The 13824-nt window shown below is 60.6% G+C and carries 14 protein-coding genes; 8 read left to right on the plus strand and 6 right to left on the minus strand.

The features are described 5' to 3' along the window. Positions 1–255: 255 nt before the first annotated feature. From IC235_RS01255 to IC235_RS01265, 3 genes are all read left to right on the plus strand, one after another. A complete protein-coding gene (locus tag IC235_RS01255) occupies positions 256–972 on the plus strand; it encodes a HEAT repeat domain-containing protein (protein ID WP_191003337.1) in 717 nt (238 codons plus the stop codon). Positions 973–1047: 75 nt separating this feature from the next. Continuing rightward, entirely contained in the window at positions 1048–2127 is a 1080-nt protein-coding gene (locus IC235_RS01260) for an LptF/LptG family permease (protein ID WP_191003338.1), read from the plus strand. Positions 2128–2215: 88 nt separating this feature from the next. Further along, positions 2216–3139 (plus strand): DMT family transporter, encoded by a 924-nt coding sequence (locus tag IC235_RS01265; RefSeq protein ID WP_223847008.1) that lies wholly within the window; start codon positions 2216–2218, stop codon positions 3137–3139. Here IC235_RS01265 and ispE read toward each other — a convergent pair. Beyond that, positions 3136–3960, minus strand: a complete 825-nt coding sequence (gene ispE / locus IC235_RS01270; RefSeq protein WP_191003339.1) for a 4-(cytidine 5'-diphospho)-2-C-methyl-D-erythritol kinase — start codon at positions 3958–3960, stop codon at positions 3136–3138. The genes IC235_RS01265 and ispE overlap by 4 nt on opposite strands. Before the next feature lie 151 nt (positions 3961–4111). On the opposite strand from ispE, the gene IC235_RS01275 reads away from it, so the two are divergent. The 5 genes from IC235_RS01275 (at position 4112) to IC235_RS01295 (ending at position 8632) form a co-directional block, all read left to right on the plus strand. Continuing rightward, entirely contained in the window at positions 4112–4903 is a 792-nt protein-coding gene (locus IC235_RS01275) for a TauD/TfdA family dioxygenase (protein ID WP_191003340.1), read from the plus strand. Continuing rightward, entirely contained in the window at positions 4896–5516 is a 621-nt protein-coding gene (locus tag IC235_RS01280) for a sugar transferase (protein WP_191003341.1), read from the plus strand. Before IC235_RS01275 ends, IC235_RS01280 begins: the two co-directional genes overlap by 8 nt. Then, positions 5513–6202, plus strand: coding sequence for an acetyltransferase (locus IC235_RS01285; protein ID WP_191003342.1), 690 nt, complete (start codon positions 5513–5515; stop codon positions 6200–6202). Before IC235_RS01280 ends, IC235_RS01285 begins: the two co-directional genes overlap by 4 nt. Before the next feature lie 267 nt (positions 6203–6469). Beyond that, positions 6470–7612 (plus strand): DegT/DnrJ/EryC1/StrS family aminotransferase, encoded by a 1143-nt coding sequence (locus tag IC235_RS01290; RefSeq protein ID WP_191003343.1) that lies wholly within the window; start codon positions 6470–6472, stop codon positions 7610–7612. Positions 7613–8014: 402 nt separating this feature from the next. Next, on the plus strand, positions 8015–8632 hold the full coding sequence (locus tag IC235_RS01295; protein ID WP_191003344.1) for a hypothetical protein: 618 nt from the start codon (positions 8015–8017) through the stop codon (positions 8630–8632). A 60-nt stretch (positions 8633–8692) separates the two neighbouring features. On the opposite strand, the gene IC235_RS01300 is transcribed toward IC235_RS01295, so the two are convergent. The 5 genes from IC235_RS01300 to atpD form a co-directional block, all read right to left on the minus strand. Continuing rightward, the gene (locus IC235_RS01300; RefSeq protein ID WP_191003345.1) at positions 8693–9391 is read right to left on the minus strand and encodes a hypothetical protein; all 699 of its coding nucleotides are present in this window, start codon (positions 9389–9391) and stop codon (positions 8693–8695) included. Positions 9392–9522: 131 nt separating this feature from the next. Beyond that, complete coding sequence (locus tag IC235_RS01305) at positions 9523–10653, minus strand: trans-sulfuration enzyme family protein (protein ID WP_191003346.1); 1131 nt, start codon at positions 10651–10653, stop codon at positions 9523–9525. A 54-nt stretch (positions 10654–10707) separates the two neighbouring features. After that, positions 10708–11763, minus strand: coding sequence for an AI-2E family transporter (locus tag IC235_RS01310; RefSeq protein WP_223847009.1), 1056 nt, complete (start codon positions 11761–11763; stop codon positions 10708–10710). Between the two features lie 137 nt (positions 11764–11900). Next, complete coding sequence (gene atpC / locus IC235_RS01315; RefSeq protein WP_191003347.1) at positions 11901–12146, minus strand: ATP synthase F1 subunit epsilon; 246 nt, start codon at positions 12144–12146, stop codon at positions 11901–11903. 107 nt (positions 12147–12253) lie between these two features. Beyond that, on the minus strand, positions 12254–13759 hold the full coding sequence (gene atpD, locus IC235_RS01320; protein ID WP_191003348.1) for a F0F1 ATP synthase subunit beta: 1506 nt from the start codon (positions 13757–13759) through the stop codon (positions 12254–12256). Positions 13760–13824: the final 65 nt, after the last annotated feature.

Here is a 13824-nt window from a genome sequence, read left to right on the forward strand (position 1 = left end):
CGATGCCGATGTAAAGTAGAAGTAATGAGTCCAGAGACCGTTCTGCCGAGCGCAGCCGGGGCAGCTCGCTCGCCTCGTTGAACCATAGGCTAGCGGAGCTATCTACTGGATTACATTTATTTTCCTAACTTTTAAACTATTCCCGACAAGACAAACTGTTTCAATTTTATCTGAGTTTTTCATAAAATTATATAATTCTCAAATTGATATTAAAATCAAACATGTTAGCTCATTAACACCAATACCATAATTATTATGACTCCCGACCAAGATAATCCTTCAGAGCAAGCTTCTCTCCTTGGCTCAGACGCACTTGCCGTGCAGGAGAAGCTCCAAAATGCCTTGCAAGTATTCAAGGACTGGGGCGTCAATACTGCTCATTTCCAGCCAAATCCAAAAACTAGTAAAGCTAGCGGAGAAATCCTTGTCTTGGAGGAAGACATTGGCTATGAAGACTTCATTAAGGTAGCACAGGGCCAAGGCTGGATCAAGCACAAAACATACTTTCCAGATGAGAATAGTCGACGTTTCGAGGAAGTATGGGCGACAGAAGATAAAGCAAACGCTATTCACTACATAGACGATTCGATAAGCGGCACTTGCTTTTTGTGGGTGCGTGGCCCAAAAATAAATGAGCTTTTGTTTGAGATTGTTAGACGGCTGCCAGCCTATGAACCTGAAGAATTAATTGAGATGGCAAGTGCAGCGAGTGAACATGACGAAATGGTCAGCGCTTTATTTCGAATTGGTGTGGGTTTCCCCAACTTCGATTCGAAAGCATTTCGCGTGTTTGAAGCCTACTTGACAGCCCCTACTCCATTATTACGTAAGGCTACTGTTCAGGCAATTGCTTATCGAATGTGGCCTGAAAGCACCAAGCTGCTCGAGAAGGTGGTGCAGGAAGATCATGACGAAGGGGTTCGGCAGTTTGCTGAAAGTATTCTCAACCAAGTTAAGCACAGAAGTGCGTAAGCTTGATATTTACGAGAAGGATGAATCAATAGCTAAAATACCACAACCGCCTCGATTCATTGCCACTAACTGAAAATGAACATCCTCGACAAGTACATCATCAAGAAATTTCTCGCCGCGTTTTTCTTCTCGGTGGTTATTCTCGTGTCGGTTATCTGCGTCATCGACTTCACGGAGAAAAACGATGACTTTATTCAGCATAAGCTGTCGATGTCGAAAATTCTTTTCGGCTATTACATTTACTTGTTTCCCTATTTCGCTAATCTGCTTTCGCCGATTACTATTTTCATCGCCGTCGTTTTTGTGACGGCCCAGTTGGCGGCCCGCACCGAGATAGTGGCGATTTTAGCCAGTGGCGTGAGTTTCCGGCGCCTGTTACTGCCCTACGCCATGGGGGGCACGGTAGTGGGCCTGCTGATATTCGGGCTCATTGGCTGGGTGCTGCCGATTGGCAACAAGGCCCGGGTGGCTTTTGAGCGTGCCTACATCAAACTGCCTTACCGGTTTCAGGGGCGGAACGTACACATCAAGATCGGGCCGCGGAGCTACGTGTACATGGAGAGCTACGACAACGTCAACAATACCGGCTTTCATTTCGCCCTCGAAACCGTGGACGGCACCGTGCTGCGCCGCCGGCTTACGGCCGATGCCATCAACTGGGATTCGACCAAGCACATGTGGCATTTGTCGCCGCAGCTCATCCGCACCTTCATCGGTTCGCAGGACGAGAAGCTCGAGACCGTACCGGCCCGCGACACCGTCCTGAACCTACGCACCGAGGACTTCGCCAGCAATTATCGGCTGGCCGAAACCCTTACCATGCCGCAGTTGAACGCCTACATCAAGAAGAAGATTGAACGCGGCGCGGACGACACGCAGATTTATTTAAGTGAGAAATACGAACGGTATTCCTATCCGTTTGCCATCGTTATTCTTACGCTGATTGGCGTGATTCTCAGTGCCCGGAAATCGCGGGCCGGGGTGGGCGGTCAAATCGCGCTGGGCTTTGTGCTGGCCTTTGTATTTATCATTTTCGTGATGCTGAGTCGCAACCTGGCGCAGGTCGGCAGCCTGCAGCCACTGCTGGCGGCGTGGGTGCCAAGCATCGTATTCTCGGTGATCGGGCTGGCGCTGTATCGCTTCGTGCCAAAGTAGCCCGCCCCTTTGGCCGGGCACACCGTTAAGCAAGGGCAACTGCTGCCCCGGACCGCACCGCCAGCGCTATCTTTTCTTTAATTTCTATTTGCCGCCTCGCGGCGCTACCATGCTTCGCGACTACCTCAAGCTTCATTTCATCGTGCTCCTGTGGGGCTTCACGGCTATTCTGGGCAAGCTGCTGACGGTGCCGCCGGTAGAGCTGGTGTTTTGGCGTACGCTGCTGGCCGCGGTTGGCCTGGCCGTGCTGCTATTGGCACGCAGGCAGCCGTGGCGGATTCCGGCCAGGCAGGCCGTTCAATTGCTGGCGGTGGGCACGCTGGTGGCGGCGCATTGGATTACCTTTTTTCTGGCCGCCCGCCTGTCGTCGGTGAGCGTGTGCCTGGCGGGGCTGGCCACGCTGGCATTGTGGACGTCGCTGCTGGAGCCCCTGCTACTACGGCGGCGGGTACGGGGCTACGAAGTGGGCCTGGGCCTGATTACCATGGTGGGGCTGTACCTGGTAAGCCAGGCCGAATTCGACCAGCTCCTGGGCCTGGGCGTGGCGGTAGTGTCGGCCGGTATCTCGGCGCTGTTCAGCGTGCTGAATGCTCAGCTGGTGAAGCAGCACCCGCCACTACGGCTTACGTTTTATGAGATGGGCGGGGCCTGCATGAGCATTGCGCTGTTTTTCCCGCTCTATAGCCACTACTTTACCCGGGGCCAGGGGCTGCAGCTGGGCTGGCATGGCTACGACTGGCTGTGGCTGAGCTTGTTGGCTGGGGCGTGCACGGTGTACGCGTTTTCGACCTCGGTTGAATTGATGAAGCGTATTTCGCCCTTCGCCGTGAACCTGACCATTAACCTGGAGCCGGTGTACGGCATTGGGCTGGCGGTGCTCGTATTTGGCCGTGAGGAGCGCATGGCCACGGGCTTCTACCTGGGCACGCTGCTCATCGTATTCAGCGTGCTGATTCACCCCCTGGTAGCACGGCGGCTGAAGGACCGGCCGCCCACGCCCACACCGATTTAAAGCCGCCCCTGCCACACCGTGAACTCAACCGGCCACTGTAGGGGCGCCGGCTCTGACCCAGGAGGCCACAGGCCGTACACCGCCGAGCCCGAGCCCGACAGACTGGCGTAAGCCGCCCCCGCGGTGTAAAGCTGCCGCTTGATGTCGGCCAGCACCGGAAAGGCCGGCGTCAGGGCCTGCTCAAAGTCGTTGCTGACGGTGTCGCGCCAGGTTTCCAGGGGCTGGGCCAGGGCTTCGCGCAAGGGGTGCGTGGGCGGCCCGGGCACGATGCGCCCGTACGCTTCGGCCGTGCTAATGTGCAAGTTAGGATAAACCACCACGCAGGGAATCCCGGCTACCAGTAGCTCGATTTCCTCGAACACGTCGCCCCTTTCCACCGCCAGGACGGGCTGGTTGCGGATGAAAAATGCGCAATCGGAGCCCAGGCGGCGGGCGTAGCTTTCCAGCTTTTCAAGCGAAAGCCCCAGGCTAAACAAGTCGTTGACGGCCTTCAGCGCAAAGGCCGCATCGGCCGAGCCCCCGCCCAGGCCCGCCCCGATGGGCACCATCTTGTGTAGGTAAAGCTGGGCATCTGGCAACGACGGGTAGTCGGCCCGCAGCAGCTCGTAGGCTTTCAGGCACAGGTTGGTAGCCGGGTCACCGGGAATGGGGCGCCCGCTGAGGGTGATGCTGGTAGCCTGGCCCGCCGGGGCGGGCACTATTTCCAGGGCATCCGTCCAGGGCAAAGGCAAGAACACCGACTCGAGCCAGTGGAACCCATCGGGGCGGCGTTCGGTGACGTAAAGACCAAGATTGAGCTTGGCGTTGGGGAAAACGAGCATAACGGGGCGTAAATTTGAGGGCGGCCGCGACCCAGGTTCCGGCCGCGACGGGTTCCGGGAGTTTAAAAGCGCGTCCTGGCCCGCATATTATAGCATTTACTAAATTTCTGTGTTGCTTTCACCTATTGCTGTTGAGCCCTTAGCCCCTGTTATGTCTTTTTTAACTACCCTCGTTGTACCACCCCACCGCTCTCCCAGCCAGCTGGCCGGGGAGCTGCGGGCGGCGCTGGGCTCGGCAAAAGTAGTGCACCTGCGGGGGCTGGCCGAGTGGCTGCCGGCTCCGGAATGGCCCCCGTTCTATGAGGCGCTAACCGAAGCTACCGGGCACTGCCTACACCTCGACGAGGATTTTGCCCAGGGCAGCGCCCGCACCGGCCACAAGTGGATAGAGGTGCGCTACGATGCCGACATCCCCGATGATGCGGCCTACCGCTTCAGCAAAAACGCCCAACCGCTGCATACCGACGAGTCGTACTTGAGCGAGCCCGCGGAGGTAATGTTCATGCACTGCCTGGTGCAGGCCCCGAACGGCGGCGAAACTACGTTTGTCGACGCCGATAAGCTGTGGCAGGAGTTGCAAGCTCGCAACCCGGCCCTGGCAACTCGCCTGCTCGACCACCCCGTACGCTTTGCCAAGGCCGGCGACTCACGCCACCAGCCCATCATCGCCCAAACTCCGGCCGGCTGGCGCCTGAACTGGAATTACCACTGCGTGGACCCCAACGAAAGCGCCGAAAACCAGGCCTTAGCCCAGGAGTTTCGCCAGTTTCTGCTCGACCACATCACGAATACGCCCGCCGAAACGGCCATCCTGCTAGCTCCCGGCGAAGCCGTGGCCTGGTGGGACGACCAGGTGCTGCACGGCCGCCGGGCCTTCCGTGCCACGGCTACTAATGACCGGTTCCTCCTCAAAAGCGGCTTCCGGCTGACGGCCGATGTATGAGGCCAGCAAGCGCCTGTTCGACCTAACGGCGGCGTCCCTGGGGCTGGTGCTGCTGGCGCCGCTGCTGGCCGCGGTGGCGGGGCTGGCCTGGCTGGGGGGGCTGCGCCCGGTGCTGTTTCGGCAGCAGCGCACCGGCTACGGCGAGCAGCCCTTTTCCGTGCTGAAGTTCCGGACCATGACCCAGCGCACCGACGCCACCGGCCAGCTATTGCCGGATGCCGAGCGTCTGACTGGCCTCGGCCGCTGGCTGCGCCGCCGTGGTCTCGACGAGCTGCCCCAGCTGTGGAACGTGCTGCGCGGTGAGCTGAGCCTGGTGGGCCCGCGGCCGTTCCTGCACGAGTATTTGCCGCTGTACTCGGCGGCCCAGAAGCAGCGGTTTCGGGTCCGGCCAGGCATCACCGGATGGGCCCAGGTGCACGGCGGCAACGCCCGCAGCTGGGACGAGAAATTCGCGCTCGACACCTGGTACGTCGCGCACCGGGGCTGGGCGCTGGACCTACGCATTCTCCTTCTCACGCTGGCCCAGCTGTTGGGCCGCCGCCCGCCGGGAGCTGATGCCCCCGCCCCGCGCTTCACGGGGTCGGCCGCTCCTACTATTACCATTCTTGCATGACTCAGCTCTTCTTTTCCGACCACAGCATAATGGAGGCGGCCCCCCCGCTGGTTATTTTCGGGGCGGGCGGCCTGGGCCGCGAGGTGCTGCTACTATTGCAGCAGCTCAACGAAGCCCAGCCTACCTGGACCATTGGGGGGTTCTACGACGACCAGCCGCCGTCGTCGCCCACCGTAGCGGGCCTCCCCTACCTGGGTACCAGTGCCGACCTCAATGCCACTACTGAGCCCCTGGCCGTGGTTGTGGCGGTGGGCAGCCCGAGTGGCCGCGCGGGGGTGGTGCGCCGGCTTACCGCGCCGCAGCTTTCTTTTCCCGTGCTGGTGCACCCCGGCGTAGCACTGGCCGCGCACCAGCGCGTTGAGCTGGGCGAAGGCTGCATCATTCAGCAAGGCTGCATCCTGACTTGCGACATCGTGCTGGGCAGCTTTGTTTTCCTCAACCTGGGCTGCACCGTGGGGCACGATGCTACCTTGGGCGAATTCTGTTCGCTGATGCCGCACGCCAACGTGGGCGGGGCAGCGCAGCTGGGAACGGGGGTGTACCTGGGCACCAATGCCACCGTTATTCAGGGCGTGTGCATCGGCGAAAACGCGCTGCTGGGGGCCGGGGCGGTGGCTGTGCGCGACCTACCGGCCAATGTCACCGCCGTTGGGGTGCCGGCAAGGGTCATAAAATATAACAAATGACGACGACCCAGGATTACTGGTGAATTCTGGTGGGGCCATAAACTGGAGGTTGGCGGAGCTAATGTGGCCTGCGGGGCTTCGTAGGAGCTGTGTTTATTGGACGCTACCCGTTACCGGCGGCCTTGTTCTGTGGTTAGTGGTGTAGTGGTACCACGAAGCTCTTTGGGCAATTCGTGGCACCACACCTGGCTTCTGCCTCAACTTTTCTGCATCCTTTCTCTTCTTAGTCTACCGCCTGTTTTGATGCTTATTTTTTGAATTTACTAGATGCGTAGCCAAGACCACGACCGTTTGTTCCTCTCTCCTCCTCACCTCGGCCGGCACGAGTTAAACTACGTGCATAAGGCCATTGAGGACAATTGGGTAGCACCGGCGGGGCCGAACATCGCGGGCTTCGAGGCCGATATCTGCCAGGCGACGGGCGTAGCGCACTGCGTGGCCCTGACCTCGGGCACGGCGGCTATTCACCTGGGGCTGATTTTACTGGGCGTGGAGCCCGGCGATGAGGTGCTGTGCCCTTCGTTCACCTTCGTGGCCACGGCTAATCCGATTCGGTATCTGGGGGCTACGCCCGTGTTCGTCGACAGCGAAGCCGACACCTGGAATATGTGCCCCCATCGCCTGCGCGAAGCCATTACTGACCGCATTAGCCGAGGCAAAAAGCCCAAGGCCCTGCTGCTGGTACACCTCTACGGCATGCCCGCCCGGCTGCCAGAGCTGCTAGCCATCGCGGCCGAGTACAACCTACCCGTTCTCGAAGATGCGGCTGAGGCCCTGGGCTCGCGCTTTAACGGGCAGCCGTTGGGCAGCTTCGGCACGGTGGGGGTGTTTTCCTTTAATGGCAACAAGATCCTGACCACCAGCGGCGGCGGCGCGTTGGTTACCAACGATGCCGCGCTGGCCCAGCGGGCCCGCTTCCTGGCCACCCAGGCGAAAGACGAGGCCCCCCACTACCAACACTCTGAAGTAGGCTACAACTACCGCCTGAGCAATATCCTGGCCGGCATTGGTCGCGGTCAGATGGAGCTGCTCGACGAGCGCGTGAAGCGCCGCCGCGAAATCTTTGCCTGGTACCAGGAACACCTCGCCAACCTGCCCGGCCTCACCGTCGCCTTGGACCCCGAGCTCCTCGGCAGCCGCGCCAACCGCTGGCTCACTACCCTCCTGCTCGACCCCGCCGCGACGGCCGCCACACCCGAAACCTTGCGCCAACACCTCGAAACGCGCAACATTGAGAGCCGCCCGCTCTGGAAACCGCTGCACTTGCAGCCGCTATTCGCCACGGCGCCGATGTACGGCGGCGAAATATGCGCTGACTTATTCGCCCGCGGCCTCTGCCTGCCCAGCGGCACTGCTCTGACGGAGGCTGACCTGCACCGCGTAGCCGAGGCCGTACGGGAGGCGCTGTAATATGCGCACCAGCAAGCCAGGTATCGGCGGTCGACTGAGCCAAGTTGCTTGCCTCGTTGAGTGATTAATCTATTCCTTCGCCTAAAAGGGAGCATTTCGGTCGACAGAACAGAAAGGCGTAACGCGGACTCTGCGAGTCCGCGCGTGTCCCAGCTATATGGCGGGGGCAGAAATTCAACTGCCTGATAGAGAGCCCTGCTTAGAGATCACGGCGCGGCACATGTGCCTGACCGGAAAACGCACGGACTCGCAGAGTCCGCGTTACGCCTCGGAAGCCCCGCCGGGACTACGTGGCCTTGGGCCATAAGGGGCCACACCGTAGGCGCACACTTTGCCTGAATCGGGCTGGTTGACACTGTAGCACGGAGTTTGCCGTTAAAGGCACATTCATCTCTTTTAATCATGACCAACTCCCCTTTCCTCGCCGCCTTACTGCTGGTAGTGCCCTTGGCTGCTACTGCTCAAACCAAGACGACTCCAGCCTCCGCACCTTCTAAAACATCGACGGCTACCACGGCCGCGGCACCCGGCACCCAACAGGTAACCGAAGTAACCGAAGACCTGGATCCGGCTACGGGCAAAGTCATTCGGCGCACCACCCGCACCTTTACGGTGCCCGCCGGCACAGCCAGTGCCAGTGCAACAACTCCCAGCACCACTACGGCCAGTGCCAACGCCACGGCCAGTGCCGCCACGGCCGAACTTGCTCCCAGTGCTGCCACCGACGCCCAGATAACGGCATTCCTGCGGAAAAAAACGAGCGTGGCCACCCTTACCGCCGCCAGTCTGGTCGATGCCTACACCCGCTTCATTGAGCGAGTGCGGGCCGACCGCCACAACTGGAAAAGCAGCGACTGGACTGCGGCGGCGGCCGTGCTCAGCAGCCTCAACAGCCGTTACGACCAGTTGCGCGCTAACCTCAGCTTCGACGACAAGCTGAGCATTCGCTCCCAACAGGCTGAATTCCAGACCCTTCGCACGGCTCGCCAACTGTCGGACCAAGTATCGGACAAGCTCTGAGCAAGCTGGGGCATCAGCCCCCTTCGATGCTTCTGGCTGCCGCGCCAGTGAGCTAACACCCTAGGCCGGGCCCAGCCCCGCAACGGGGCCGGAGTCGATGCCATGAGCCGGCGACGCGGCGGCCGGACGGCGAAACAGCTTGCGCAGCAGCAAGTGGGTAGGCAGGTAGCACACAATGAACAGCACCGCCATCCAGGCCAGCAGGTACACCGGGCCGGGTAGCCACGTTTGGGCCTTGGCGTCGTCGAAGCCAAACACGTAGTTGATGTTCACGGGAATTTTGGGGTCGGCCATCACCGCGCCGGCGGGTGGCAATAGAAAGTAGGCGATCAGGCACAGGCTCCAGCCCACGGCCGTCCAGGCCAACAAGGCCCGACGGTCGTAGCCCAGCCGCTTCACCAGAAACACCAGCAGAAACGGCAGCCAGCCGTGGAAGAACGACAGCCCCCGCAGAAACAGCGAGCGGTTGGGGTCGAACATATACGCCGTCAGCCCCACCAAATGCACCCCGAACAGCTCGCCCAGAAAGTCGAGGCACCACAGCGCCTGGGGCAGCAAAATGCCTACCGCCGCCATCGAGGCGGGCAGAGCTCGCTCGGTCCACAGCGCGATAAAGCACAGCAACAGCGAAATATCGCAGAAGTACAGGAAGTTGGTGGGCCCGTAGTTAACGTAATACACCGGCACCATCACAGCCAGAAAGGCCGTAACGAGCGATTTGAGGGCAAGTGGTAAGCGGGACGGAGCAGCAGGGGCCATGCGGGTACGGGCTGGGAAGGAAAAAGAAGAAGTCCGTCGTAAAGCCAACCGGCAATCAGTCGGAACCACCGCAAAATACGGCATGCTCCGCTAACTATCACTGATACCTACTTTTACGTCCGGGTTATATCCTATTTCAAAGCCTGCGCCAGGTCCGACAGCAATTCTTCCACGGGCTCGATGCCCACGCTCAGCCGAATCAGGCCTACGGTAATGCCTAGCTCGGCTCGCTGGGCATCAGTCAGGGCCCGGTGCGAGGTGGAGAGCGGCTGTGAGCACGACGAATCCACTCCGGCCAGCGAGGGCGCGAACGGGAAGCGGCGGCTGCGCTGCATGAAAGCGTTTACCACCGCCACCTCATCGGGCAGCCGGAACGAGAGCATCCCGCCGAAGCGGCCCCCGCCCTGCGCGGCCGCCAGTGCGTGCTGCGGGTGCGTCGGCCGGCCGGGGTAATACACTGCCCGCACGGCGGGATGCGCTTCCAGAAATTCCGCCACGAGCCCGGCATTTTCGCTGTGCGCGGCCACGCGCAGCCGCAGGGTTTTCAGGCCGCGCACGCTCAGCCAGCTTTCCATCGGGCTGAGCGTAAGGCCGAACACGGTACCAATTTGCCGCAGGCGGCCGGCATCTTCGGCGGTGCGGGCCACCACGGCCCCGGCCGTAACATCGGAGTGACCGGCGAGGTACTTGGTTACGCTGTGCAGCACCAGGTCGGCCCCCAGGGCCAGCGGCCGGGTGAGTACTGGAGTGGCAAATGTATTGTCTACCACCAGTTTCAAGCCTCGCTGCCGACACTCGTCGGCCAGACGGCGCAGGTCAACCACGCGCAGCAACGGGTTGCTCATCGTTTCGCAAAGCAGCAGCCGGGTGCTGGCTTGCACGTAGGGCGCGAGGTCGTACAGCTCCTCAAACGGCACGTAGCTCACCGCGATGCCCAGCCGCGACAGCTCCAGGTTCAGCAGGGCCGCCGAGCCCCCGTAGATATCGGCCGCGCACAGCACGTGGTCGCCGGCCTGGCAGTAGGTTAGCAGGGCGGCAAAAATGGCAGCCATGCCCGAGCCCGTGGCCACGGCCCCGGCCCCGCCCTCCCAACGGCTCACGGCTTCGGCCAGCTCATCGGAGTTGGGATTGCCGTTGCGCGAGTACAGGTAGCGGCTACCGGGCTCGTCGAAGTACTGCTGCACCGCGTCGAGGTCCTCGAACTTGAAGACCGACGTTTGATAGATGGGCGTGATTTTGGGGTGGATGGCCGGTGGGTTCATACGGGCAACAAGTGGGCAAAGTCCGGCAAAGGTCGGCATTGCCGGGCTTCTTCCCTACACCGAGCCGGGGCGGCCGAGCCGGTTTTCCCGGCGAAATACCTGCATCAGCACCAGCAGATACGATACTAGCAGCGGCCCCACCACCAGCCCGATAATGCCAAAAATCTCTACCCCCAGCACCAGCCCCACCAGCGTCACCAACGGGTGAATGTCGCCCATGCGCTTGGCCAGCACGATGCGCAGCAGGTTATCAACGTTGATAATCACGATAAACCCCACCAGCAGAATACCTATACCCTGCGTGTTGGCTCCCTGCGAGAACTGGTACAGCGCCGCCGGCCCCCAGACTAAGGGCGTGCCGAGCACCGGCAGAAATGCCATAAAGAAGGCCACGACGGTCCAGAACAAGGCATCGGGCACGCCAAAAATCCACAGCGTCACGCCCGTGAGCAAGGCCTGTACCAGGGCGACTAGTACCTGGCCCAGCACGTTGGCGTTCACGTTGTTTTTCAAGGAGTCACCCAGCTCTTCCAGGGTTTGGTTGCGGAACGGCAGGTACCGGTGCAGGCCCCGCAGAAAGCCGTCTTCCTGCATGAACATGTAGTACATCGTGAACAGCATCAGGCCCACAATCACCAGGAAGTTGAGGGCGCTCCCCGCCAGCGTGGGCAGCCAGCGGCTCACCTGCACGGCTCCTTGCTGCAGCAGTTGCCGCACGTTCTGCTGCTGGGTAATCTGGAAGCCGGTGGCCCGCTCCAGACGGTGCAATACATTCAGAATCTGCTCGGGATGGCGCGCGAAGGCCACCAACCGATCAATGAGCAGCGAGCTCAGCGCATAGAATGGGATAACGAGCGTTACCAGCGTTACCAGCAGCAGCATAATGGTTACCAGCCGCCGGTTCCACTGCCTTTTGTGCACCAGCGCCACCCACCACGGCCGAAACACCACAAACAGAATTCCCGCCGCCAAAAAAGCGGTCAGGTACTGCGCCAGCCCCACCACAATCAGCCCCGCCAACCCAAGGAGCGCGGCAATCAGCAGCACGTGCCGCTGCTGGGGCGTGTAGATGTTTTCAATAGATTCGATGGGTTTGAGGTCGTCGGACATAGAGCAATCGTAAGCAAGTAAGGAGAGCTGCTCTCCTATACGTTGGTGCCGCCGTTTTGCCGACGAAAGCACAAAAAAGCCGCTCCTGCCTAACAGGAGCGGCTTCTTAACCGCCTAACGCGGCAGTGAGCGGCGGCTTAGGCCATGGCCCCTTCGGCCAGCACAATCACGTTGTTGCGCAGCACTTCCACCACGCCGCCTTCGATGCGGACGGCTTCGCGGCCAGTGGCGCTGGTCAGCATGACCTCGCCGGCGCGCAGGGCGGCAATCAGCGGGGCGTGGTTGTTCAGCACTTCAAACGAGCCATCGGCCCCCGGAAACTGGGCCGACGTCACTTCGCCTTCGAATACCTTGCGGTCGGGGGTGATGATTTCTAAATGCATGTTCTTTAAATGTGGAAATGTGGATGATGTGAAAATGTGCCGATGAGTTGCTGTGGGTTGGTTGTTCCCTAATCTCCCACATCAGCACATTTTCCACATTTAAGAATCTATTTGGCTTCGGCAATCAGCTTCTCGCCTTTGGCTACGGCATCGTCGATGGTGCCCACCAGGTTGAAGGCCGCTTCGGGCAGGTGGTCGTGCTTGCCGTCGATGATTTCGTTGAAGCCCCGGATGGTGTCCTTGATGTCGACGAGCACGCCTTGCAGGCCGGTGAACTGCTCAGCCACGAAGAAGGGCTGCGACAGGAAGCGCTGCACACGACGGGCGCGGTTCACGACCTGCTTGTCTTCCTCGGAGAGCTCGTCCATGCCCAGGATGGCGATGATGTCCTGCAATTCCTTGTAGCGCTGAAGAATTTCTTTCACGCGCTGGGCCGTGTTGTAGTGCTCGGTGCCGATTACGTCGGCCGACAAGATGCGCGAGGTCGAGTCCAGCGGGTCCACGGCGGGGTAAATGCCCAGCTCGGAGATTTTGCGGCTCAGTACCGTAGTGGCGTCCAAGTGCGCGAAGGTGGTCGACGGGGCCGGGTCGGTCAAGTCATCGGCCGGCACGTACACGGCCTGCACCGACGTGATAGAGCCGCGCTTGGTCGAGGTGATGCGCTCCTGCATGGCGCCCATCTCGGTAGCCAGCGTGGGCTGGTAACCCACGGCCGAGGGCATCCGGCCCAAGAGTGCCGATACTTCCGAACCCGCCTGCGTGAAGCGGAAGATGTTGTCGATGAAGAACAGGATGTCGCGGCCAGCACCGGTGCCGTCGCCGTCGCGGAAGTTCTCGGCCACCGTGAGGCCCGAGAGGGCTACGCGGGCCCGGGCTCCGGGGGGCTCGTTCATTTGGCCGAACACCAGGGTAGCCTGCGACTTGAGTAGCTCCGACTCGTCGACTTTCGACAAGTCCCAGCCGCCCTCTTCCATCGAGTGCTTGAAGGCCTCGCCGTACTTGATGATGTCCGACTCAATGAATTCGCGCAGCAGGTCGTTGCCCTCGCGGGTCCGCTCGCCCACGCCGGCAAACACCGACAGACCCGCGTAGGCCTTGGCGATGTTGTTTACCAGCTCCATGATGAGTACGGTTTTGCCGACGCCGGCGCCACCGAACAAGCCAATCTTACCCCCCTTTACATAAGGAGCGAGCAAGTCGATTACTTTGATGCCAGTGTAGAGAATCTCCGACGAGGTAGCCAAGTCCTCGAAGGGCGGCGCCAGGCGGTGAATAGGCAGTGGGCCGTCGCTCTTGGGCTGGGGAATGCCGTCAATGGCCTCACCAATTACGTTAAACAGACGGCCTTTGATGGCGTCGCCGGTTGGCATCGACATGGGCGAGCCCAGGTCGCGTACTTCGGCCCCCCGGGTCAGGCCTTCGGTCGAGTCCATGGCAATGGTCCGAACCCGGTCCTCGCCCAAGTGCTGCTGGCATTCCAACACCACCACCTGGCCATTGTCTTTCGTGACTTCGAGGGCGTCGAGGATGTTGGGCAGCTTCATGTTTTCACCCGTGAAGCTCACGTCCACGACGGGCCCGATGACCTGGGTGATTTTGCCGGTATTCGCCATTGCGTTGTATTTATGATGAAGATGATGCGTTTTCAGGCCGCAAAATTACGGCAGAAGCACCGCTT

This window comes from Hymenobacter montanus (genome assembly GCF_014699115.1).
Classification (GTDB): Bacteria; Bacteroidota; Bacteroidia; order Cytophagales; family Hymenobacteraceae; genus Hymenobacter; species Hymenobacter montanus.